At 70.1% G+C, this 21,715-nt stretch carries 18 protein-coding genes; 7 read left to right on the forward strand and 11 right to left on the reverse strand.

Annotation, left to right across the window (positions count from 1 at the left end; all coding sequences use genetic code 11):
• Nucleotides 1–8 precede the first annotated feature (8 nt).
• From J7E87_RS13740 to J7E87_RS13750, 3 genes are all read right to left on the reverse strand, one after another.
• Nucleotides 9–437: a DoxX family protein gene (locus tag J7E87_RS13740; RefSeq protein WP_215093552.1), complete on the reverse strand. Its 429-nt coding sequence runs from the start codon at nucleotides 435–437 to the stop codon at nucleotides 9–11.
• Nucleotides 438–562: 125 nt separating this feature from the next.
• On the reverse strand, nucleotides 563–1,480 hold the full coding sequence (locus J7E87_RS13745) for an acyltransferase domain-containing protein (protein WP_308312928.1): 918 nt from the start codon (nucleotides 1,478–1,480) through the stop codon (nucleotides 563–565).
• A gap of 56 nt (nucleotides 1,481–1,536) precedes the next feature.
• On the reverse strand, nucleotides 1,537–2,670 hold the full coding sequence (locus tag J7E87_RS13750; RefSeq protein ID WP_308312930.1) for an ADP-ribosylglycohydrolase family protein: 1,134 nt from the start codon (nucleotides 2,668–2,670) through the stop codon (nucleotides 1,537–1,539).
• Nucleotides 2,671–2,772: 102 nt separating this feature from the next.
• Between J7E87_RS13750 and J7E87_RS13755 the strand changes: the two genes are divergently transcribed.
• Nucleotides 2,773–3,054: a DUF6343 family protein gene (locus J7E87_RS13755; RefSeq protein ID WP_215093556.1), complete on the forward strand. Its 282-nt coding sequence runs from the start codon at nucleotides 2,773–2,775 to the stop codon at nucleotides 3,052–3,054.
• A 22-nt stretch (nucleotides 3,055–3,076) separates the two neighbouring features.
• Here the strand turns inward: J7E87_RS13755 and J7E87_RS13760 are convergent, their stop codons facing one another.
• The 3 genes from J7E87_RS13760 to J7E87_RS13770 all read right to left on the reverse strand — a co-directional run bounded on the left by J7E87_RS13760 (nucleotide 3,077) and on the right by J7E87_RS13770 (nucleotide 5,087).
• Complete coding sequence (locus tag J7E87_RS13760; protein WP_215093558.1) at nucleotides 3,077–3,445, reverse strand: tetratricopeptide repeat protein; 369 nt, start codon at nucleotides 3,443–3,445, stop codon at nucleotides 3,077–3,079.
• A gap of 68 nt (nucleotides 3,446–3,513) precedes the next feature.
• A complete protein-coding gene (coaE, locus tag J7E87_RS13765) occupies nucleotides 3,514–4,128 on the reverse strand; it encodes a dephospho-CoA kinase (protein ID WP_215093560.1) in 615 nt (204 codons plus the stop codon).
• Nucleotides 4,129–4,148: 20 nt separating this feature from the next.
• Complete coding sequence (locus J7E87_RS13770; protein ID WP_215093562.1) at nucleotides 4,149–5,087, reverse strand: PAC2 family protein; 939 nt, start codon at nucleotides 5,085–5,087, stop codon at nucleotides 4,149–4,151.
• Between the two features lie 227 nt (nucleotides 5,088–5,314).
• Here J7E87_RS13770 and J7E87_RS13775 point away from each other — a divergent pair, with 227 nt between their 5' ends.
• A complete protein-coding gene (locus J7E87_RS13775) occupies nucleotides 5,315–6,274 on the forward strand; it encodes a right-handed parallel beta-helix repeat-containing protein (protein WP_215093564.1) in 960 nt (319 codons plus the stop codon).
• 68 nt (nucleotides 6,275–6,342) lie between these two features.
• On the opposite strand, the gene rpsA is transcribed toward J7E87_RS13775, so the two are convergent.
• On the reverse strand, nucleotides 6,343–7,851 hold the full coding sequence (gene rpsA, locus J7E87_RS13780) for a 30S ribosomal protein S1 (RefSeq protein WP_215093566.1): 1,509 nt from the start codon (nucleotides 7,849–7,851) through the stop codon (nucleotides 6,343–6,345).
• Nucleotides 7,852–8,193: 342 nt separating this feature from the next.
• Here rpsA and J7E87_RS13785 point away from each other — a divergent pair, with 342 nt between their 5' ends.
• Complete coding sequence (locus tag J7E87_RS13785; RefSeq protein ID WP_215093568.1) at nucleotides 8,194–8,997, forward strand: class I SAM-dependent methyltransferase; 804 nt, start codon at nucleotides 8,194–8,196, stop codon at nucleotides 8,995–8,997.
• Nucleotides 8,998–9,041: 44 nt separating this feature from the next.
• The gene (locus tag J7E87_RS13790) at nucleotides 9,042–11,630 is read left to right on the forward strand and encodes an ATP-dependent RNA helicase (RefSeq protein ID WP_215093570.1); all 2,589 of its coding nucleotides are present in this window, start codon (nucleotides 9,042–9,044) and stop codon (nucleotides 11,628–11,630) included.
• Nucleotides 11,631–11,705: 75 nt separating this feature from the next.
• Here the strand turns inward: J7E87_RS13790 and J7E87_RS13795 are convergent, their stop codons facing one another.
• From J7E87_RS13795 to J7E87_RS13805, 3 genes are all read right to left on the reverse strand, one after another.
• Nucleotides 11,706–12,695, reverse strand: coding sequence for a DUF3068 domain-containing protein (locus J7E87_RS13795; protein ID WP_215093572.1), 990 nt, complete (start codon nucleotides 12,693–12,695; stop codon nucleotides 11,706–11,708).
• 12 nt (nucleotides 12,696–12,707) lie between these two features.
• Nucleotides 12,708–12,845 (reverse strand): SPW_0924 family protein, encoded by a 138-nt coding sequence (locus J7E87_RS13800; protein ID WP_215093574.1) that lies wholly within the window; start codon nucleotides 12,843–12,845, stop codon nucleotides 12,708–12,710.
• Nucleotides 12,846–12,996: 151 nt separating this feature from the next.
• Nucleotides 12,997–14,745, reverse strand: coding sequence for a lytic transglycosylase domain-containing protein (locus tag J7E87_RS13805; protein ID WP_215093576.1), 1,749 nt, complete (start codon nucleotides 14,743–14,745; stop codon nucleotides 12,997–12,999).
• 203 nt (nucleotides 14,746–14,948) lie between these two features.
• Here J7E87_RS13805 and J7E87_RS13810 point away from each other — a divergent pair, with 203 nt between their 5' ends.
• Nucleotides 14,949–15,761 carry a DUF4184 family protein gene (locus J7E87_RS13810; protein ID WP_215093578.1) on the forward strand — a complete coding sequence of 271 codons (813 nt, stop codon included), beginning with the start codon at nucleotides 14,949–14,951 and terminating at the stop codon, nucleotides 15,759–15,761.
• Between the two features lie 189 nt (nucleotides 15,762–15,950).
• Here J7E87_RS13810 and polA read toward each other — a convergent pair whose 3' ends face one another.
• Nucleotides 15,951–18,659, reverse strand: a complete 2,709-nt coding sequence (gene polA, locus J7E87_RS13815; protein ID WP_215093580.1) for a DNA polymerase I — start codon at nucleotides 18,657–18,659, stop codon at nucleotides 15,951–15,953.
• A 177-nt stretch (nucleotides 18,660–18,836) separates the two neighbouring features.
• Here polA and J7E87_RS13820 point away from each other — a divergent pair, with 177 nt between their 5' ends.
• Entirely contained in the window at nucleotides 18,837–21,110 is a 2,274-nt protein-coding gene (locus J7E87_RS13820; protein ID WP_215093582.1) for an FdhF/YdeP family oxidoreductase, read from the forward strand.
• An 83-nt stretch (nucleotides 21,111–21,193) separates the two neighbouring features.
• Nucleotides 21,194–21,667: a PaaI family thioesterase gene (locus J7E87_RS13825; protein ID WP_215093583.1), complete on the forward strand. Its 474-nt coding sequence runs from the start codon at nucleotides 21,194–21,196 to the stop codon at nucleotides 21,665–21,667.
• Nucleotides 21,668–21,715: the final 48 nt, after the last annotated feature.

The following is a 21,715-nucleotide window of genomic DNA, read 5'->3' on the forward strand; positions in this document are numbered from 1 at the left end:
CGCTGCCGCTAGAGGCGTTTGCGTACGAGAGCGACGAGCTCCGCCGTGTGATTGCGCCGCACCCAGGCGATCCCGCCGAAGACGACGAAGAGGATGACCGGTGTGATCGCGTGCTGGCCGCCGAACACCGTCACCTGAGTGATGAACGCGCCGATCATCAGGCCCATGAAGGCGAGAGCCGAGAGCCCGGAGAGGATCGGGATCACCAGCGCGATCGCCCCGGCCAGCTCGAGACCGCCCGTCAGATACATGAACCAGTCGCCGAAGCCGATCTTGTCGAATGACTCCGCCGCGGAGGAGTGGCCGATGAGCTTGGGCGCGGCGCTCGCGATGCCCATGAACAGCGCGAGCACGATCTGGAGCGTAAGCACGGCGAGGTGCGGGCGGCGACCGAGCGTGGTTTCGGTAGCGGTGGTGGCGGCGGTCGGTGCGGACATCGTGGTCTCCTCCGGTAAGCGTTCCGTAGTGCTTTCGCGGGGGTAGACCGGGAGGCTGCCCGGGACTCATCGCTCTTGCGGACCACGACTTCGAAGACCTCGAACTGCCTTGACAGGCATAGTGCTCAGAGCTCGAACCAGCCATGCCCGGAGTACCAGTGGCGGCCCGCCCGCAGATGGTCGCCGATCGCGCGCTCCAGCGTCGTCCGGCGCGGCAGCGCCTCCAGCGGCAGGTCGGGATCGCCGAATACGAACCCGACTGGTACGCCGTCCTCCGCCTCCTTCTTCTCGTACGCACAACGGAAGCGGTCCTGGAAGCGCACGATGTTGGAGTCCTCCGGCAGATACTCGGCGAGCTGCCGGTCGAGCAGCCACGAGTGGCAGGTGGCGACCCGGTACGTCTCCTCGGGGAAGTGGCGCGCGATGAACTCTCCGGCCCGGGCGAGGGACCGGTCGCACGCCGCGGGCGTGATCGGCCCGAGGAAGTCGGGGATGTGCACATCCAGCGCGAAGTCCCCCGGCCCCAACGGCAGTCCGGCCGCCCGCACGGCCTCGCCCGTCCGCCCGTCGAGCCGGGACCGCTGGAACTGCAGGCGCCCCAACTGGTAGATCTCGCCCCGGAAGTGCAGCCCCAGCCAGCCCGGTATCGACAGTCCGCCGGTGCCTCGGCGTCTGCGGTGAACGGCCATATGGCGGCCGAGGTCGGCCAGCGTGTGACGGGAGACGTCATCCGGCACGGAACGCTCCTTGTGGTACGCCCGTACGTGCGGGAGGGCGGCGACAAGGACGTATACCGGGAAGCAGCGGGCCGGCACGCCCGATCCGTCGGGCATCCGCGGCAGTTCCCCGCCTCCGCCGATCTTCCCCATGTCCTGGAGAATCTCCTGGACGCCCGTCTCCAGCAGTCGGCGCATCCCGGGGTCTGCCGTCATCCGGCCCCGCAGCGCGATGAGTTCATTGATGTCTTGGTGCGGCACCGCCAGGTCCAGCAGCGCCCCGGCCAGCTCGTCCGCCTCAGGCAGTTCCACCCACGCGGTTGTCACCAGCGCCCCCTCCCACCTCACCGTCGCGGATACCCGGGACGTCCGGGATATCCGGCTCAGTTGTGCGGATACCGGTCGTACGGAAACACCGGTTCGCCATACCCCACCGTGGCGTGCTCGGTCTGCAGGCTCAGATCGTCGGCCAGCTCGGCGATCACGCCCCGCCCCTCGGTCAACACCAGCCAGGATGCAGGCAGTTGCACCTCGCTGTACCGCACGCCGAGCAAATTGCCGCAGATGGCCCCCGTGGAGTCGCTGTCGCCCGAGTGGCTGACCGAAAGCGTCAGTGCCTCGGTGACGTCGTCCGTACGGGCCAGGGCGCAGTAGACGGCGATGGCGAGGGCCTCCTCGGCGACCCAGCCCGCGCCGAGCGACTCGACCTTCTCGGCGGTCGGCCGACCGCCGCGCGCGGCCAGATCCACTGCGGCCCGGAGCGCCGCCGTGGTCTCCTCGTGCTGCTGATAGCCGCGCAGCAGCTCCATGGCCCGCAGCACGGCGCCCTCGGCCGAGTCGCCCTCCATCAGGTGGGCGATGATCGCGGCGAACGCGCCGGCCGCGTAATAGCCGGTCGGGTGGCCATGGGTGATCTGCGCGCAGTGCGCGGCCATCTCGAACGCCCGCCGGGGCTCCGCCCCGACCAGCCCGAAGGGCGCCGACCTCATGACAGTGCCGCAGCCCTTGGAGCCGGTGTTCACCGGACCCGGCTCCCCCAACACGGCCGTCACGTCCGGGACATACCGCTGAGCGAGCCCGGTCAGACAGGCGTTTCCGGGCGCCCGCCGCGCGTACAGGAAGGGCTGCTGCCTCAGCCATCCCGTCCTGATGTAGTCGCCCTCGGCGGGCTCGGGCGAGGCCGGGTAGTTCTGCGTGTCCAGCCAGCGCAGATAGGCGTTGCGCACGCAGGCCGTCTCGCCGCCGCCGATGCCCTTCCCGGCCGCCCCGGCCTGCGCACGGATCAGCCCCTCGGCCGTGAACAGCGTCATCTGCGTGTCGTCGGTGACCCGCCCGGTCACGCCGTCGGAGTCCGGTACGAGTGCGGTCACACCCTGCTCGCCGTACATCCCGCGGATCGCGCCGAGGGAGAGGAACTCGATCGGATTGCCCAGGGCATCCCCGATCGCCCCACCGAGCAGGCATCCGCGGATCCTGGCCCGACGGACGGCTGCGCTCTCCCATGACTGCTTGTCCACTGTGCGGCTCTCCTCGACGTCGACATCGGCTTCGGCTTCGGCTTCGGCTGTGGGAACGGGGAACGGATACGGGTGCATCCTGGAACAGGAGATGCGATTGCCATGCGCACTGGGAGTGAACCGACAACTGCGCGCAGTCCCCTGCGGCTGCGGCTCTGGCTGAGTGTATGGGGCCTGATCTGGGCCGGAACGGGCACGGCGGCCTTCGCCCTCGCGGCGCGCCCCGGCTGGGCGGCGGCATGCGGGGTGCTGCTGCTGATCGTCACCGTTGACCTGGTCATGGTCCTGCGGCACATCCACCAGGGGCCGCACTATCAGCCCGGCCGCGACGTCCCGCCGTACGAACCGGACCACGGCGGCACCGGTCCGCGCCCCCATCGATAGAGATCCAGCCGATTGCGAGAGGTCAGGCCCCCGCGTCGAAGCGCGCTGCCTTTACATACTCCGGCTTCGGGTCCAGCGCCGCAGCCAGGCGGAAGTGGCGCATGGCCTGTTCCGGACGGCCGGCCCGCTCGTAGGTGCGAGCCAGTGCGAAGTGGGCGAAGGCGTTGTCCGGCTCGCGCTCCAGGACCAGCTCGAATTCGAGCTCGGCCGGGCGCAGTTGGGCCGCGGCGAAAAAGGCGCGGGCACGCAGCAGCCGGGCAGCGGTGTTCTCCGGGTGGGCCGCTATCACCGAGTCCAGCAGTTTCACGGCGCCGCGCGGATCCCTCGCGGCCAGCAACTGCTCGGCCGCTCGGTAGTCGATGACGTGCGTCTCCGGATTGCTCTTGGGCACGGTCGCATCCTTCCCCTTGCTGACCGATTCCAACACCGCGTCCGGCAACGGTATTCCGATCAAGATGCCTAACGGGAGCCCGGCCGCAGGGCGGCGCGCCGGGTCAGCTCCGCCCAGACCTTCCCTACCTGCGGCTGAAGAATCTCCAGCGGCCCGTCGTTGTCGATGACCAGATCGGCGATGGCCCGCCGCTGCTCGCGCGTGGCCTGGGCCGCCATCCGGGCACGCGCCTCGGACTCGGACATTCCGCGCAGCCGTATCAGCCGGTCCAGCTGCGTCTGGGGCGAGGCGTCGACGACGACCACCACGTCGTACAGCGGCGCCAGGTTGTTCTCGGCGAGCAGTGGTACGTCGTGGATCACGACGGCATCCGGCCCCGCGGCCTTCTCCAGCTCCATGGAACGCGCCCCGACCAGCGGGTGGACGATCGAGTTCAGCGTCGCCAGGCGTTCGGAGTCGGCGAAGACGATCGAGCCGAGCCCTGGCCGGTCCAGGGTGCCTTCGGGGGTGAGGATCTGAGGGCCGAAGGCATCGACAACGGCCGCGAGTCCGGGCGTACCGGGCTCGACGACCTCGCGAGCAATCTTGTCGGCGTCGATCAGCACCGCTCCCTGCGACGCGAGGAGTCGGGAGACTTCGCTCTTGCCGGCACCGATTCCGCCGGTCAGGCCCACCTTCAGCATGGCCGCAGCCTACGCGAGGGCTAGGCGTCGCCCTCCCGCTCCGCGAGGAAGCGTTCGAAATCGCGGCCGATCTCGTCGGCGGACGGCAGGTCCACCGGCTCCGCGACCAGACTGCCCCTGGTCTCCGCGCCCGCCACCGCGTCGTACTGGTGCTCAAGGCCCCGCACCAGCGCCACCAACTCCTCGTCGCCCTCGCCGATCTGCCGCTCGATCTCGGTCTGGGTGCGGTGCGCCTCCGTACGCAGCGTATGCGCGACGCCCGGGAGGACCAGGCCCGTCGCGGCCGTGATCGCCTCCAGGGCGCTCAGCGCGGCGTCGGGGTAGGAGGAGCGTGCGACATAGTGCGGCACATGGGCGGCGACGCCGAGGACGTCGTGGCCCGACTCCATCAGGCGGTACTCGAGAAGCGACTCCGCGCTGCCCGGCACCTGTGCCTCGTCGAAGGGGCTGCGGTGGCCCGGCATGAGGTCCGTGCGGTTGCCGTGCGGGGTGAGGCCGACGGGGCGGGTGTGCGGGACGCCCATCGGAATGCCGTGGAAGTTGACCGCGAGCCGCACTCCGAGCCGCTCGACGATCTGCCGGACGGCGGCGGCGAAGCGTTCCCATTCGACGTCCGGTTCGGGGCCCGACAGCAGCAGGAACGGCGCGCCCGTGGCGTCCTGGACCAGCCGGACATCGAGCGTCGGGGTCTCGTAGGCGCTCCAGCGGTCGCGCCGGAAGGTCAGCAGCGGGCGGCGGGCGCGGTAGTCGACCAGCCGGTCGTGATCGAAGCGCGCCACGACCTGATGGGGCAGCGTGTCCAGCAGGTTGTCGACGATCTGCTCGCCGGTCTCACCCGCGTCCATGTATCCCTCGAAGTGGTACAGCATGACCAGGCCGGCCGATTCCTGCGCGAGCGCCATGTCGACGACGGCGAGGCCCTTCGGCTCCCATTCGTACAAACCCTGCGGATCCAGCACGATTACCGCTCCTCCTCGTGTTCGTACAGAAGAACGCCTGGTGACGCACCGGCATTCCCGCCTCACGCCGTGAACACATCGAAGGGAAGGCCCAGTTCACGACGGCCGGTTGAAACGAGAGCTGGTCCAGACCTTGACGTGCCTAATGCCCCTCCCTACCGTCACGAGACAGTTCGAAGTTCAGAAACACATCCTTCGTTTGTATACGCGAACGGGAAGGCACCCCCATGCGCACCCGAAAGCTGCTCCCCGCCCTGCTGGCCGGGGCGCTCGCAACCGGCGGCCTGTCCTTACTGGCCACACCCGCGGACGCCGCCACAGTCATCGATGTGACCACCACCGCCCAGCTGAAGTCCGCGCTGTCCGCCGCACGTCCCGGCGACACGATCCAGCTCGCCGACGGCACGTACACCGGAAACTTCAAGACCACCACCGCCGGCACCTCCGGCGCCCGCATCACCCTGACCGGCTCCTCGAAGGCGGTCCTCAAGGCCGGCGGCGGCTACGGTCTCCATCTCAACGGCGCCTCGTACTGGACCGTCAAGGGGATCACCGTCACCGGCGGCCAGAAGGGGATCATGACCGACTCGGCCGACGGCGTCGTGATCGACTCGGTGACCGTGCGCGGCCTGGACATGGAGGGCGTCCACTTCCGCAAGTCCAGCCGCAACGGCGTGATCAAGAACTCGCGGATCTACGACACCGGCAACAACGGCAGCGGCATGGGCGAGGGCGTCTACGTCGGCTCCGCGAACACGCTGTCCGACAAGAGCGACAACGTACAGATCCTGAACAACACCATCGGCCCGGACGTCGGCGGCGAGGCCGTCGACATCAAGGAAGGCACCACGGGCGCGAAGATCATCGGGAATGCCTTCGACGGCCGCGGCCTGACCGGTGCCAACTTCGACGACTCATGGATCGACGTGAAGGGCAACAAGACCCTCGTCGAGAACAACACCGGCAAGAACACCACCAACAACGGCTACGAGACCCACACCCAGCAGAGCGGCTGGGGCTGCGGCACCGTCTTCCGCGGAAACACGTCCGATCTGCGCGGAGCCTCCGGCCCCAGGCAACTCGCCATCAGTGTCACCAACTACAGCTCCAGCTGCCCGACGACGGTCTACGCCGGCAACACCGTCACCGGCGGCAAGGGCCTGACGAACATCCCCGTCACGCCATAACGCGGTAAGGCCCGCTCCCAAGGGGAGCGGGCCTTACTTTCAGCTATTCACCAGCTGGGGTCAGAGCGTCAGCTCTGGCCGCCGGCCAGCTTCTCGCGCAGGGCAGCCAGGGCCTCGTCCGACGCCAGGGCGCCGGAGTTGTCGTCCGACTCCGAGGAGTACGAACCACCCGAGACACCAGCACCGGCACCCGCACCCGCGGCGGGGGCGGCAGCACCCTCGGCCGCAGCGGCCTCGTCGGCCTCGCGGGACTTGATGACCTGGGCCTGGTGCTGCTCGAAGCGCTGCTGCGCCTCGGCGTACTGGGTCTCCCACACCTCACGCTGGGCCTCGAAGCCCTCGAGCCAGTCGTTGGTCTCCGGGTCGAAGCCCTCGGGGTAGATGTAGTTCCCCTGGTCGTCGTAGGACGCGGCCATGCCGTACAGCGTCGGGTCGAACTCGACCGAGGCCGGGTCGCCACCGAAGGCCTCGTTGGCCTGCTTCAGCGAGAGGCTGATGCGGCGGCGCTCGAGGTCGATGTCGATGACCTTGACGAAGATCTCGTCGTTGACCTGGACGACCTGCTCCGGGATCTCCACGTGGCGCTCGGCCAGCTCGGAGATGTGGACCAGACCCTCGATGCCCTCGTCGACGCGCACGAACGCACCGAACGGAACGAGCTTGGTGACCTTACCCGGGACGACCTGACCGATCTGGTGGGTCCGGGCGAACTGCTGCCACGGGTCTTCCTGCGTCGCCTTGAGCGACAGGGAGACGCGCTCGCGGTCCATGTCGACGTCGAGAACCTCGACGGTGACTTCCTGGCCGACCTCGACAACCTCGGAGGGGTGGTCGATGTGCTTCCAGGAGAGCTCGGAGACGTGGACGAGACCGTCGACGCCACCCAGGTCCACGAAGGCACCGAAGTTGACGATCGAGGAGACGACGCCGGAGCGGACCTGACCCTTCTGCAGGGTGGTGAGGAACGTCTGGCGAACCTCGGACTGGGTCTGCTCGAGCCAGGCGCGGCGGGACAGGACCACGTTGTTGCGGTTCTTGTCCAGCTCGATGATCTTCGCCTCGAGCTCCTTGCCCACGTAGGGCTGGAGGTCGCGGACACGGCGCATCTCGACGAGAGAAGCCGGCAGGAAGCCACGGAGGCCGATGTCGAGGATGAGACCACCCTTGACCACCTCGATGACGGTGCCGGTGACGATGCCGTCCTCTTCCTTGATCTTCTCGATGGTGCCCCAGGCGCGTTCGTACTGGGCACGCTTCTTCGAGAGGATCAGGCGGCCTTCCTTGTCCTCCTTCTGGAGAACAAGGGCCTCGATCTCGTCGCCGACCTTGACGACCTCGTTCGGGTCGACGTCGTGCTTGATCGAGAGCTCGCGGCTCGGGATGACACCTTCGGTCTTGTAACCGATGTCGAGCAGGACCTCGTCCCGGTCGACCTTAACGATGACGCCATCCACGATGTCGCCGTCGTTGAAGTATTTGATCGTCTCGTCGATCGCGGCGAGGAAGGCTTCCTCGTTACCGATGTCGTTGACCGCTACCTGCGGAGTGGTGGCGGTGGTCTCGGTGCTGCTCGTCATGTGGGAAAGGGCTCCGGTACGGACAGTGAGTCGTAGGTACTGCTACGCCGAGAGCCCTTATCGCAGCTGCAGAAGCCGGACAGCCCAGGAAGCGCCGTCCAGAATAAGGAGGCGCCTCGTGAACCGAGGGGACATGCATACAGTTGCGAGCGCGGCCTGCTCGGTCTGAGGCGCGCAAGCCCGCAGCGCAACTTGTAGCATACGGGGGCAGCCGGACAGGGTCAATGCGCGAAGGCGCACACCCGGGGCGGAACGCCCCATACCCGGCACAACTAATGTTTGCCCAGGCCACAATGGCCGCCGCATTGGTCGCGCTGAACGCAAACTACAACGACGGTGACGATGTTCCAAGATTATGAACCGGAAGCGACCCGCCGTAACGCCGGTGACGCGGAGAGCAGCCGCGCCAGCCGCGGCTGGTGGGAGCGGAACGCCGACGAGTACCAGACCGAACACGGTGCGTTCCTGGGCGACGACCGCTTCGTGTGGGGGCCGGAAGGGCTCGACGAGGCGGAAGCCGGACTGCTGGGTCCGGCCGGTTCGCTGAAGGGGCTGGACGTCCTGGAGATCGGCGCGGGCGCCGCGCAGTGCTCGCGCTGGCTGGCCGCGCAGGGCGCGCGCCCCGTGGCCCTGGACCTCTCCCACCGGCAGCTCCAGCACGCCCTGCGGATCGGCGACGACGTCCCCCTGGTCGAGGCGGACGCGGGGGCACTGCCCTTCCTGGACGGCTCCTTCGACATCGCGTGCTCGGCGTACGGGGCGGTGCCGTTCGTCGCGGACCCGGTGAGGGTCTTCCGCGAGGTACGGCGTGCGCTGCGGCCGGGCGGGCGGTGGGTCTTCTCGGTCACCCACCCGATCCGCTGGGCGTTTCCCGACGAGCCGGGCCCCGAGGGTCTTTCGGTGTCCGCCTCGTACTTCGACCGCACTCCCTATGTCGAGCAGGACGAGGCCGGCCGCGCGGTGTATGTCGAGCACCACCGGACGATCGGCGACCGCGTGCGGGACGTGGTGGCCGGGGGCTTTCGGCTGGTCGATCTCGTCGAGCCCGAGTGGCCCGACTGGAACAGCCAGGAGTGGGGCGGCTGGTCCCCGCTGCGCGGGAATCTGATCCCGGGCACGGCGATCTTCGTCTGCGAGCGCGACTGAGCCCACGGCGGCTCGTGAGACCGGCGGCTTGCGAGACTGGGGCGGTGATCCGCGACGACGCCCCCGGCAGCCTGCCCGTACGCTCCGCCCTGCCCGCCCTCGAGCGGGCGCTCGAGGAGCACGGGTGCGCCGTACTGTGCGCGCCGCCCGGGACTGGCAAGACCACCCTCGTGCCGCTGGCCCTCGCCGAGCGCGGCGCACGCGTCGTGGTCGCCGAGCCGCGGCGGATCGCGGCGCGGGCCGCGGCCAGGCGGATGGCGTGGCTACTGGGCGAGAAGGTCGGCGGGAAGGTCGGCTTCACCGTGCGGGGGGAGCGCGTGGTGGGGCGCGGGACCGTGGTGGAGGTGGTGACCACCGGTGTGCTGCTGCAGCGGCTGCAGCGCGACCAGGAGTTGCCCGGGGTCGATGTGGTGATCCTCGACGAGTGTCATGAGCGGCATCTGGACGCGGACACGGTGGCCGCGTTTTTGCTGGATGTACGGGCCGCGCTCCGCCCCGAGCTGCGGTTGGTCGCGGCTTCGGCGACCACGGACGCGCAGGGCTGGGCGCGGCTGCTCGGCGATGCGCCGGTGGTTGAGGCGCAGGGCGCTGCGCATTCGGTGGAGGTGGTGTGGGCCCCTCCCGCGCGCCCGGTGCGGCCGCCGCACGGGATGCGGGTCGATCCCGCGCTGCTGACCCATGTGGCCGCTGTGGTGCGCCGGGCGCTCGCCGAGCGCACGGGCGATGTGCTGTGTTTTCTGCCGGGGGTCGGTGAAATCGCCCGGGTGGCGGGCCAGTTGGGGGATGTGGGGGCACAGGTGCTCCAGGTCCACGGGCGCGCGCCCGCTGCGGTGCAGGACGCGGTGCTGTCCGGCGGTTCCGGGCGCCGCGTCGTGCTCGCTACGTCGGTGGCCGAGTCGTCGCTGACCGTGCCGGGCGTACGGGTCGTGGTGGACGCGGGTCTCGCACGCGAGCCACGCACCGATCACGCGCGAGGTCTGAGCGCGCTGACCACGGTGCGAGCCTCACAGGCGGCGGCGCGGCAGCGGGCGGGACGAGCCGGCCGAGAGGCTCCCGGCGCGGTGTACCGCTGCTGGTCCGAGGCGGAGGACGCCAGGCTGGTGCGGTTCCCGTCGCCCGAGATCAAGGTCGCCGACCTGACGGCGTTCGCCCTGCAGGCGGCGTGCTGGGGCGACCCGGCGGCCTCGTCTCTCGCACTGCTCGACCCGCCCCCGGCCGGTGCGCTGGCCGCTGCACGCTCGGTGCTGTCGGCAATCGGCGCGGTGGACGCGGCCGGGCGGGCGACCGAACGGGGCGTACGCATGGCGCGGTTGGGCCTGCATCCCCGGCTGGCGCGGGCGCTCCTGGACGGCGCGCACGAGGTGGGCGCGCGCCGGGCCGCCGAGGTGGTGGCCCTGCTCAGCGAGGAGCCGCCGCGGGAGTACGGGGACGACCTGGCCGCGGCCTGGCGGACGGCCCGCCGGGGCGGCGACGCGTACGCAACGCGCTGGCGCCAGGAGGCACGGCGGCTGGCGACCGGAGCGGACGGGCCGGAGATCCTGATGGCGCCGCCCGGGCCGGCACTTCCGGCCTCGCCGGCGTTCGACGCGCGGGGTCCGGGGCGCAGCCCCGGTACGGGAAAGGGCGGGGTGGGGGAAATTCACCTCTCCGACGACGCCGCCGCCGGGATCGTCACCGCCCTCGCCTTCCCCGAGCGCGTGGCGCGGGCCCGAGGCGAGGGGACCTGTCTGATGGTGTCCGGGACCGGGGGCGAGCTTGTCGCCGGATCGGCGCTGCGCAGCGCCCCCTGGCTGGCCGTCGCCGTCGCGGACCGGCCCGCGCACGCCGCCTCCGCGCGGGTGCGGCTGGCCGCCGTCGTCGACGAGGAGAGCGCCCGCAGCGCCGCAGCGCATCTGCTCGTCACCGGCCAGGAGGTCCACTGGGAGAACGGCGATGTCGTCGCACGGGAAGTGGAGCGCCTGGGGGCCGTGGAACTGTCCGTGCGCGCCCTCAAGGACCCGGATCCCGCTCTCGTACGCGAAGCTCTGGTGGACGGGCTGCGGCGCGAGGGGCTCGGGCTGCTGCGCTGGACACGCGAGTCGAAGGGCCTGCGGGAGCGGCTCGCCTTCCTTCACCGGGAACTGGGCGCGCCCTGGCCCGATGTGTCGGATGCCGCGCTGCTGGACCGTACCGACGAGTGGCTGGAGCCGGAGCTGTCCCGGGCCCGGCGGCGCGCCGATCTCGGGCGCATCCAGGCCGCGCAGGCGCTCCAGCGGCTGCTGCCCTGGGCGAGCGGGCACGCGGCCCGGCTCGACGAGCTGGCGCCGGAGCGGATCGAGGTGCCGAGCGGCTCGCGGGTCCGGGTGGAGTACGGCGGGGCGCAGCCCGTCCTTGCGGTGAAGCTCCAGGAGCTGTTCGGGCTGCGCGAGACGCCCACGGTCGCGGGCGTGCCGGTGCTGGTGCATCTGCTCTCGCCCGCCGGACGGCCCGCGGCCGTCACCGCCGACCTGGCGTCCTTCTGGAAGGAGGGGTACCGCTCCGTACGGGCGGAATTGCGCGGCCGTTATCCCAGGCACCCCTGGCCCGAGGACCCTTCGGCGGCTGAGCCGACCCGGCACACCAAGGCGCGCCACAGCCGGGAGACCGGCAGCTGATCCGACAGGTCGGGCAGCTGATCCGGCACGTCGGGCAGGGAGGGCTCGGGCGGGCAGGGCTCGGGCGGGGAAGGCTCAGGCGGGGACGGTCTCGGGCTCTCGCTCGGCCGCGGGCGCCCGCGGCCTGCGGCTGCGTGCCTCCAGTACGAGCGCGAGCGCCAGCAGCAACCCGCCGAGTACGAAAAAGCCCCAGGGCAGGTACGAGGTCATCAGCAGCACCAACTGCCGCTGGGACTTGACCAGTTCGACGGTCGAGTCGATGTAGTCCGGCCGCATCTTCACATGCCCGGCGAACGCGGTGACCTTGTCGCGGCCGCCCAGCAGCGTGCCGCCGCGCAGCTCCTCCCGGTGGATCTCCTCCCCGTTGACGGGGGCGCCGGTGACCGGGTCCACCCAGAACATCCGCTTGGTGGTGTACCAGCGGGTGGTGCCGGTCTGCTTCTCCAGCGTGGTCGCGTCGATCCCCGGGATGGGCATCTTCTTCGGGTAGGGCACCTTGGTCCACGGGATGGTCTGCTCGAAGTAGTAGACGTCGAGCCCCCGGAATTTCCGCGTCCCCGCGTAGTGGATGGGCGCGGACGTGCGGGCCTGGGCGTCGAAGTACTGGTAGTCCCGCTTCTCGGTGAGGAACGGCCACTTGAACTCGATGCCCTCGCGCCGTACCGCGTCACCGTCGACCGTCTCGCCGGTGGCGTGAACGGGCGCCTGGCTGTGGGCGTCGAAAATGTAGCGCTCGGGGATCTGGGAGACCATCTTGCCGTCGGGGCCCTGGACGTACGAGAGGGAGTCCCAGACGACGACGTCGCGGCCGGCGCTGCGCTCGATCTTCTCGGACTCCTCCACATTGCCCTTGAGCGTCTGCACGATGGTGACCTTCTCGACCTCCTTCGCCGTGAGCGATCCGTAGTCGAGGAGGGTGGCGGGCTTCGCCTCCAGCACCATCTCCTGGTACTGGCCGGGCGGGATCTTCGCGAGCCGCGGGAATGCGTACCAGCGCAGCAGCGGGGAGAGCGCGGCGAAGAAGACGGCGAGGGCGACGAGTACGAGGCTCGCTCTGCGGCGCATGGTCCGGCCCTCCTACTTCTTGGGGCCGGGGACGGTGGTCAGCAGCGGCTTGGGGGAGGTCTCGCCGGGCGGCGCGCCGATCGCCGAGATGGTGAGGACGAGGGCGAGGGCGGCAGCCAGCCCGATGGCGGCGGCGACGAGGGCGCGCATGCTCGGCCTCCCGGTGGCTCGGATCCGACGCGGATCTGATGCGGCGTCAGGGCGGAGGCACCGTAGCAATGGAGCCGCGAGATGAGAACACGTTGCACCGCCCCTGTGTCAGCCGGCGACACAGGGGCGGGTGCGGAGTGCTGCGAGGCGGTCAGGCCGGCGCGGCGGCGACTTTGAGCTCGATGACGACGCTCGCGCCGCCCGGGGTGGTGAGACGGAGCAGGAAGGTGCCCGTCTGGTCGTCCGCGTAGATCTTCGGGAGCTTCAGCACGCCGTCGGCGTCGGTCTTCAGTTCCGTGAGCGTACGGACCGTCTTGCCGTCGGCGTCCTTGAAGTAGGGGCCCTTGTCGTTCACGGCCGGGTCGTTCACGGCCGGGTCGTTCACGGCCGGGTCGTTCACGGCCGGGTCGTTCACGGCCGGGTCGTTCACGGCCGGGTCGTCCGCGGAGGTGATCATGGTAGCGGTGACCGCGACACCCGACGCGATGGCGCCCTTGTAGGTGGCCTTGACCTCGACGAGGTCCGCGAACTCCGTGCCGGGGGCGGCTGTCAGGGCCTTCTCCTCGGTCCTGGCGATCGTGTCGGCCGCCCGGACGGTGACGGTCGCGGCGAAGTCCACGGCGGGCAGGACTCGGCCCACCACCGTGGCCCGGACCGTGAAGGCGCCGGTCTTCTCGCCCGCCTGGAGCGCGGGTGACGCGACCGTGCCGTCGGCGCCGGTGTAGAGCGTGACACTCGCCTTCCCGCCGGTGAAGCGGGTGTCAGTGTCACCGACGACGTCGAAGCGGACGGCCTGGTTCGGCACGGTCCGGCCCGCGGTGTTCTTCACCCGCACAACGGCCCGTTCGGTGAACGCGTGGCCCGCCATGGTGGTCAGCTCGCCGGTGCCCGCCTTTTCGATACGCGAGACGGGCGCCGGGGTCGGCGCGGTTGTGGGGGGCGGCGGCGTCGGGGTGGGTGGCGGGGTCGGTTTCGGCGTGCCGCCACCGGGCTTCGGCACGCTGGGCGCCGGCTTGGGGCTGGGGCTGCCGGCGGGGCCCGACGGCGGAGTCGGCGTGCTCGCCGCCGAGTCGGAGCTGTCGGGGCCGTTGGAGACCGGCAGCACACCCGTGCCGTCCGGGACCTCGTGACTGCCGCGCTTGTAGTAGTCGAACCAGGACAGAACCGTACGCAAGTACTCCCGCGAGTGGTTGTAGCCGAGGATCGCCCGGTCGAGGTCGGACTTGACCGCCAGGTCGCGGCCGTCGGCGCAGAGATAGCGTCCGGCGGCGAGTGCGGCGTCGTAGATGTTGTTGGGGTCCCGGCGGCCGTCGGCGTTGGCGTCCTGACCCCACGTCTCCCAGGTGGAGGGGATGAACTGCATCGGGCCGACCGCGCGGTCGTGCGTCGAGTCGCCGTCGTAAGCGCCGTTGTCGGTGTCCGAGATGTTCGCGAAGCCGACGCCGTTGAGGACCGGGCCGCGGATCGGTGAGAGTGTGGTGCCTTCGGCGTCGACACGGCCGCCTCGCGCCTGACCGGACTCCACCTTGCCGATTGCGGCGAGCAGTTGCCACGGCACATGGCAGCCGGGGTCCGAGCCGGCGATGGTCCGCTCGGCCTGCTTGTACGCCGCGAGGACGGTGGCGGGTATGCCCGCTTCCGTCGTGCCCGTCGCGGGCAGATCGATTGAAGTGCCCGGCCTGTCCGGTGTGTTCAGCGACGGAAGGTCGGTGTAGTACGGGGAGTTGCCGGTGACCGGGGTGCCGGGCGGCGGGGTGGCCTCCGAAGCGCCCTGGCTGTCGCCCGTGGTGGCATGCGTGATGCCGGGCGCCTGTGAGGCGGAGAGTGCGGCCACAGCGGCCGCGGCCACAGCGGCCGTGGTCGCTCCCCTGCGCAGTCGGCGGCCGAATTGCGCTGCCATACGTCTGTTCCCTCCCCGTCGACGGCTGCCCGCGCTCCCCAGCGCGAGAACTCAGGTGACCCTACGGCAACTCCGCGCCTCGGAACACGGCCCCTCACCGCTTTTCACCAGTCCGCCACCTCTCGGTCGCCCGGGATTCCGCAGTGAAGCATCACGCATACTGGGCGCGATTGATCAACAACGGTCATCAAGGGGGCACGACCATGCCGTTCACACTGAGCCACGCCGCGGCGGTGCTGCCGGGCATCCGCAGGGACGGGGTGGCGCGCGGTCCGCTGCTCGCCTCGGCGCTCGTGATGGGCTCGTTCGCCCCCGACATCACGTACTTCACGGCTGCCGCCGTTCCGGGCGCGATGGAGTTCGGCGAAGTCACGCACGCCCCGCTCGGGGTGCTGACGGTCGACGTGGCGATCACGGCGGCGCTGGTAGCGGTGTGGCTGATGGTGCGTGAGCCGCTGCTGGCTCTGCTGCCCGCCGCCTGGCAGGGGCGTGTGCACGCCTTCGTACAGGGGGGCGGGCCGCGCACGGACCGGCCGTCGGCGCTCGCGCTCCGGTTCTACGCCTCGGCGGTGATCGGCGCGAGCACGCATATCGTGTGGGACGCCTTCACCCACCACGACCGGTGGGGCACGGAGTTGCTGCCGGTGCTCAATGAGACGGCGGCGGGGCTGCCGTTGTTTTCGTACGCGCAGTACGGCACTTCGGCGCTGGCCATGGCGGCGCTGGTGTGGTTCACGGTGTCGGCGCTGCGGCGGCAGCCAGCGATCGCCGCGCCCGCGTCGGTGCCTGTACTGGGCGGTCGGGCGCGGTGGCTCGCCGGATCGTTGCTGGCGGTGTGCGTGCTGCTCGGCGTCGTACAGCGGTGTGCGCGCTGGTACGCGTACTACGGGTGGGCCGACTCGCCCCTCGACATCATCCCGACCGCCTGCTTCGGGGCGGGCGCGGGGCTCGCGGTGGGCCTTGTGGTCTATGGGGCGGGGATGCGGCTGCGCGGGCGAGCGGTGGAGCGCGTCTGAGTCTCGGTTGCACGAGGCCCTGAACGAGCAGCTTGAACGAGCAGCTTGAACGGGCCGATGAACGAGCCCCGCTGCAACGCGCCGCATTAAGGGGCCTGTTGCGAGCGGCTGGAACGTGCCGCATGAAGGAGCCGAGTCCCCGCGCCCGGTTGAACAGCGCGGGGACTCACACAAACAGCGCCGCCCGGATCAGTGCGCCGCGGACTCCCAGTCCGTGCCCACGCCCACCGAGACGTCCAGCGGGGCGCGCAGGGACACGGCCGAGGCCATCTCCTTGCGGACCAGCGACTCGACCCGGTCGCGCTCGCCCGGAGCGATCTCCAGGACGATTTCGTCGTGGACCTGGAGCAGCAGCCGGGAGTTGAGCTTCGCCTCCGCCAGCGCACGGGCGACATGGAGCATGGCGACCTTGACGATGTCCGCGGCGGTGCCCTGGATCGGGGCGTTGAGCGCCATCCGCTCGGCCGTCTCGCGCCGCTGGCGGTTGTCGCTGTTGAGGTCGGGCAGATAGCGGCGGCGGCCGAGCATCGTCTCGGTGTAGCCGGTGGCCCTGGCCTCGTCGACGGCGCGGCGGAGGTAGTCCCGGACGCCGCCGAACCGCTCGAAGTAGGTGTCCATCAGGCCGCGCGCCTCGGCCGCCTCGATGTTCAGCTGCTGGGAGAGGCCGAACGCCGAGAGGCCGTAGGCCAGTCCGTACGACATGGCCTTGATCTTGCGGCGCATCTCCGCGTCGACGGCGGACTTCGCCACACCGAACACCTGGGAGGCGACGGTGGTGTGCAGGTCCTCCCCGGAGGTGAATGCCTCGATCAGGCCCTCGTCCTCGGAGAGATGCGCCATCACACGCAGCTCGATCTGGCTGTAATCGGCGGTCATCAGCGACTCGAAGCCCTCGCCTACGACGAAGCCGCGGCGGATCGCCCGGCCCTCGTCGGTGCGCACCGGCACGTTCTGAAGGTTCGGGTCAGTGGAGGAGAGCCGGCCGGTCGCCGCCACAATCTGGCTGAAGCTGGTGTGGATCCGGCCGTCGGCCGCGATCGTCTTGATCAGGCCCTCGACCGTGGACCGCAGACGGGCCTGCTCGCGGTGACGCAGCATGATCACGGGCAGCTCGTGCTCGGTCTGGGCGGCCAGCCAGGCCAGCGCGTCCGCGTCCGTGGTGTAACCGGTCTTGGTCTTCTTGGTCTTCGGGAGGTTCAGCTCGCCGAAGAAGACTTCCTGAAGCTGCTTGGGCGAGCCGAGGTTGAACTCGTGGCCGACCGCGGCGTGGGCCTCTTTCACAGCCTGCTGCACGGCACCCGCGAACTGCTGCTCCATGGCCTCCAGATGGGGGCGGTCGGCGGCGATGCCGTGTCGCTCCATGCGGGCCAGCAGGGCGGAGGTGGGCAGCTCGACGTCGTGCAGCAGCTCGGCCGCGCCGACCTCGCGCAGCCGCTCGGTGAATGCCTCGCCGAGGTCGAGGACCGCGCGGGCCTGCGCCATCAGGGCTTCCGCCTCGGCCTGTTCGTCCGTGCCGAAGGCAAGCTGGCCGTCGGCCGGGGCCGGGGCGAGCTCACGGCCCAGGTACTCGATGGCGAGCGCGTCCAGCGCGAAGGAACGGCGGCCCGGCTTGACGAGGTAGGCGGCGAGGGCGGTGTCCATGGTGACGCCGTCGACGCTCCAGCCGTGCTCGGGGAAGACCCGCATCGCGCCCTTGGCGTTGTGCATGACCTTGGGTCGGCCGGTGTCCGCGATCCAGGCGGCGAAGGCCCGCTCGTCGGACTCGTCGAGCTGAGTGGTGTCGAACCAGGCGGCAGCTCCGGAGGCCGTGGCGAGCGCGACCTCGGTGACATTGCCGGCGCCGAGCGCCCAGGTGTCGACGGTGGCCACGCCGAGCGGCTGCGTTCCGTGCTCCTGCAGCCACGGCGCGAGCTCGCCGGAGCCCAGGACCACGCCGTCCAGCTCGACGCCGGCGGCCGGGGCGAGCGGCTCCTCTGCCTCCGCGCCCGGGTCGACGGCGAGGAGGCGCTCGCGCAGGCTCGGGTTGCGGATCTCCAGTACGTCCAGCACGCCCTTGACGGCGGCCCGGTCGTACGCAACGCGCCCCAGGTCCTGCGGAGCCTTGGGCAGCTCCACGTCGTGCACCAGCTGCGTGAGGTGCCGGTTGAGCTTGACCGCTTCCAGATGGTCGCGAAGGTTCTGCCCGGCCTTGCCCTTTACCTCCTCCGCACGCTCGACCAGATCGGCGAACGAACCGAATTGGTTGATCCACTTCGCGGCCGTCTTCTCACCGACGCCGGGAATGCCCGGGAGGTTGTCGGACGGGTCGCCGCGCAGCGCCGCGAAGTCGGGGTACTGCTGCGGCGAGAGTCCGTACTTCTCGAAGACCTTCTCCGGAGTGAAGCGGGTGAGCTCCGAGACGCCCTTGGTCGGGTACAGCACGGTCACATGGTCGGAGACCAGCTGGAAGGAGTCGCGGTCGCCTGTGACGATCAGCACTTCGAAGCCGGCCGCCTCGGCCTGCGTGGCCAGGGTGGCGATCACATCGTCCGCCTCGAAGCCGTCGATCGCGAAGCGGTCGGCGTTCATCGCGTCGAGCAGCTCCCCGATCAGCTCGACCTGGCCCTTGAACTCGTCAGGGGTCTTGGAGCGGTTCGCCTTGTACTCCGGGAACTCCTCCGAGCGCCACGTCTTGCGGGACACGTCGAACGCCACCGCGAAATGCGTGGGCGACTCATCGCGCAGCGTGTTCGCCAGCATCGACGCGAAGCCGTAGATGGCGTTGGTCGGCTGGCCGCTCGCGGTCGTGAAATTCTCCGCGGGCAGCGCGAAGAACGCCCGGTACGCCAGGGAGTGCCCGTCCATGAGGAGCAGGCGCGGTCGGTTGTCTTCGGTCTTCTTCGATGCCGTCTCAGCCACGTCCACGATCCTGCCACGTACCACTGACAATCCCGACCCTCGGGCATTCCCGACCGGGACAAGAGCCGGGGACGGGGGCCGTGACAGGGACCGTGACAGGGACCGTGACAGGAGCCGTGACAGGAGCCGTGACAGGATCAAAGACTTACCGCAGCTAAAGGCTCGAGGGAGAGCGCGATGGCCAGCAAGCCGCCCGCAGGTGATCCGGTCCAGGACGCACCGCTGGTCGTGGACCCACAGCGGGCCGCCGCCGGCATCCACGCAATCGGACACACACTGCGGATCGCCCAGCAGCAGATGGGCGTGCTCCGCACCGCGCAGACCCTCCTCAAGGTCAACCAGAAGGACGGCTTCGACTGTCCGGGCTGCGCCTGGCCGGAGGGCGACAAGCGGCACGCCGCGGAGTTCTGCGAGAACGGCGCGAAGGCCGTCGCCGAGGAGGCGACGCTTCGCCGCGTCACACCCGACTTCTTCGCCGCGCACCCCCTCGCTGACCTGGCCTCACGCAGTGGCTACTGGCTGGGGCAGCAGGGCCGCATCACCCAGCCGATGTATCTGCCCGAGGGCGCCGACCGGTACGAGGCAGTGACCTGGGAGCGCGCCTTCGCGATCATCGCGCAGGAGCTCACGGCACTGGCCTCCCCCGACGAGGCGCTCTTCTACACCTCGGGCCGCACCAGCAACGAAGCCGCCTTCCTGCTCCAGCTCTTCGCCCGCGAATTCGGCACCAACAATCTCCCCGACTGCTCCAACATGTGCCATGAGTCCTCCGGATCGGCGCTCACCGAGACGATCGGCATCGGCAAGGGCAGCGTCTCCCTGGAGGATCTCCATCAGGCGGACCTGATCATCGTCGCCGGGCAGAACCCGGGCACCAACCACCCCCGGATGCTCAACGCTCTCGAGCAGGCCAAGAACGCGGGCGCGAAGATCATTTCGGTGAATCCGCTGCCCGAGGCCGGTCTGGAGCGGTTCAAGAATCCGCAGACGCCGCTCGGCATGCTCAAGGGCGTCGCCCTGAACGACCTGTTCCTGCAGATCCGGATCGGCGGCGACCAGGCGCTCTTCCGGCTGCTGAACAAGCTGATCCTGGAGACGCCGGGCGCGGTCGACGAGGAGTTCGTACGCGAACACACGCATGGATACGAAGAGTTCACGGCCGCGGCCCGCGCGGCCGACTGGGACGAGACACTCGCCGCAACCGGCCTCGACCGTGCCGCCATCGAGCGGGCGCTCGCCATGATCCTCGCCTCCAAGCGCACCATCGTCTGCTGGGCGATGGGCCTGACCCAGCACAAGCACGCCGTACCGACCATCCGCGAGGTGGTCAACTTCCTGCTGCTGCGCGGCAACATCGGCCGCCCCGGCGCCGGCGTCTGCCCGGTGCGCGGGCACTCCAACGTCCAGGGCGACCGCACCATGGGCATCTTCGAGCGGCCCTCCCCTGCCTTCCTGGACGCGCTGGAGAAGGAGTTCGGCTTCGCGCCGCCACGTCACCACGGCTTCGACGTCGTACGGTCCATCCGGGCGCTGCGCGACGGCGAGGCGAAAGTCTTCTTCGCCATGGGCGGCAACTTCGTGAGCGCCACCCCCGACACCGAGGTCACCGAAGCCGCGATGCGCCGGGCCCGGCTCACCGTCCATGTGTCGACCAAGCTGAACCGGTCACATGCCGTGACCGGCGCCCGGGCGCTGATCCTGCCCACCCTCGGCCGCACCGACAAGGACGTACAGGCGGGCGGCAGGCAGGTGGTCACCGTCGAGGACTCGATGGGCATGGTGCACGCCTCCCGCGGCAATCTGACCCCGGCGAGCCCGCATCTGCTGTCCGAGCCGGCGATCGTGGCCCGGCTGGCGCGCGCGGTGCTCGGCCCCCGCTCGCTGACGCCCTGGGAGGACTTCGAGAAGGACTACGCAACGATCCGCGACCGCATCGCGCGCGTGGTGCCCGGTTTCGAGGACTTCAACGCGAAGATCGGCCGCCCCGGCGGCTTCACGCTCCCCCATGCCCCCCGCGACGAACGCCGCTTCCCCACCGCCACCGGCAAGGCCAATTTCACCGCCGCGCCGGTCGAGTTCCCGAAGGTTCCGGCGGGCCGGCTGCTCTTGCAGACACTGCGCTCGCACGATCAGTACAACACCACGATCTACGGCCTCGACGACCGCTACCGCGGCATCAAGGGCGGCCGCCGGGTGGTGCTGGTGCACCCCGACGACGCCCGTGAACTGGGCCTGGCGGACGGCTCGTACACCGATCTGGTCAGCGAGTGGAAGGACGGCGTGGAGCGACGGGCCGCCGGTTTCCGCGTGGTGCACTACCCCACCGCCCGCGGCTGCGCCGCCGCGTACTACCCGGAGACCAATGTGCTTGTTCCGCTGGACTCCACCGCCGACACCAGCAACACCCCGGCGAGTAAGTCCGTGATCGTCCGGTTCGAGCACGGGGAATGAGACCACCGCGCTAAGCGTTCGCTCAGGCATCTGATATTACGGTGCACACAGCACGCAAAGTACTGAGATCGGAGCCGGGCCACATGGGCGAGCAGAAAACCGTGAAGTTCCCGCAAGAGGTCATCGACGAATACGCCGCGCTCGGGGTTGATCTGCCCGCGCTCTTCTCCGCCGGGCATCTGGGCAACCGCATGGGCGTGCAGATCGTCGAGGCAGCGGCGGACCGCGTCGTCGGCACAATGCCGGTCGAAGGCAACACCCAGCCGTACGGACTGCTGCACGGCGGCGCGTCCGCCGTGCTCGCCGAAACCCTCGGCTCGATCGGCTCGATGCTGCACGGCGGCGTCACCAAGGTGGCCGTCGGTGTGGATCTCAACTGCACACACCACCGTGGCGTCCGCTCCGGACTGGTCACCGGCGTCGCGACACCGGTGCACCGTGGCCGCACCACGGCGACGTACGAGATCGTCATCACCGACGAGCAGGACAAGCGGGTCTGCACGGCGCGGCTCACCTGTCTGCTGCGGGATGTGAACCCGGACGGCACGACGGGCTGACCGGCACAGCGGGTCCGGCGTCCCACACCGGCGCCGGACCGCAAATCC

The organism is Streptomyces sp. ISL-1, assembly GCF_018614585.1.
GTDB classification, from domain to species: Bacteria; Actinomycetota; Actinomycetes; order Streptomycetales; family Streptomycetaceae; genus Streptomyces; species Streptomyces maoxianensis.

Excerpts from the sequence above, each read along its gene's own strand:
- J7E87_RS13740 (WP_215093552.1), bottom strand. The coding sequence starts at position 437 with ATGTCCGCACCGACCGCCGCCACCACCGCTACCGAAACCACGCTCGGT.
- J7E87_RS13755 (WP_215093556.1), top strand. The coding sequence starts at position 2,773 with ATGCGCACTGGGAGTGAACCGACAACTGCGCGCAGTCCCCTGCGGCTG.
- coaE (WP_215093560.1), bottom strand. The coding sequence starts at position 4,128 with ATGCTGAAGGTGGGCCTGACCGGCGGAATCGGTGCCGGCAAGAGCGAA.
- J7E87_RS13775 (WP_215093564.1), top strand. The coding sequence starts at position 5,315 with ATGCGCACCCGAAAGCTGCTCCCCGCCCTGCTGGCCGGGGCGCTCGCA.
- rpsA (WP_215093566.1), bottom strand. The coding sequence starts at position 7,851 with ATGACGAGCAGCACCGAGACCACCGCCACCACTCCGCAGGTAGCGGTC.
- J7E87_RS13785 (WP_215093568.1), top strand. The coding sequence starts at position 8,194 with ATGTTCCAAGATTATGAACCGGAAGCGACCCGCCGTAACGCCGGTGAC.
- J7E87_RS13795 (WP_215093572.1), bottom strand. The coding sequence starts at position 12,695 with ATGCGCCGCAGAGCGAGCCTCGTACTCGTCGCCCTCGCCGTCTTCTTC.
- J7E87_RS13800 (WP_215093574.1), bottom strand. The coding sequence starts at position 12,845 with ATGCGCGCCCTCGTCGCCGCCGCCATCGGGCTGGCTGCCGCCCTCGCC.
- J7E87_RS13805 (WP_215093576.1), bottom strand. The coding sequence starts at position 14,745 with ATGGCAGCGCAATTCGGCCGCCGACTGCGCAGGGGAGCGACCACGGCC.
- J7E87_RS13810 (WP_215093578.1), top strand. The coding sequence starts at position 14,949 with ATGCCGTTCACACTGAGCCACGCCGCGGCGGTGCTGCCGGGCATCCGC.
- J7E87_RS13820 (WP_215093582.1), top strand. The coding sequence starts at position 18,837 with ATGGCCAGCAAGCCGCCCGCAGGTGATCCGGTCCAGGACGCACCGCTG.
- J7E87_RS13825 (WP_215093583.1), top strand. The coding sequence starts at position 21,194 with ATGGGCGAGCAGAAAACCGTGAAGTTCCCGCAAGAGGTCATCGACGAA.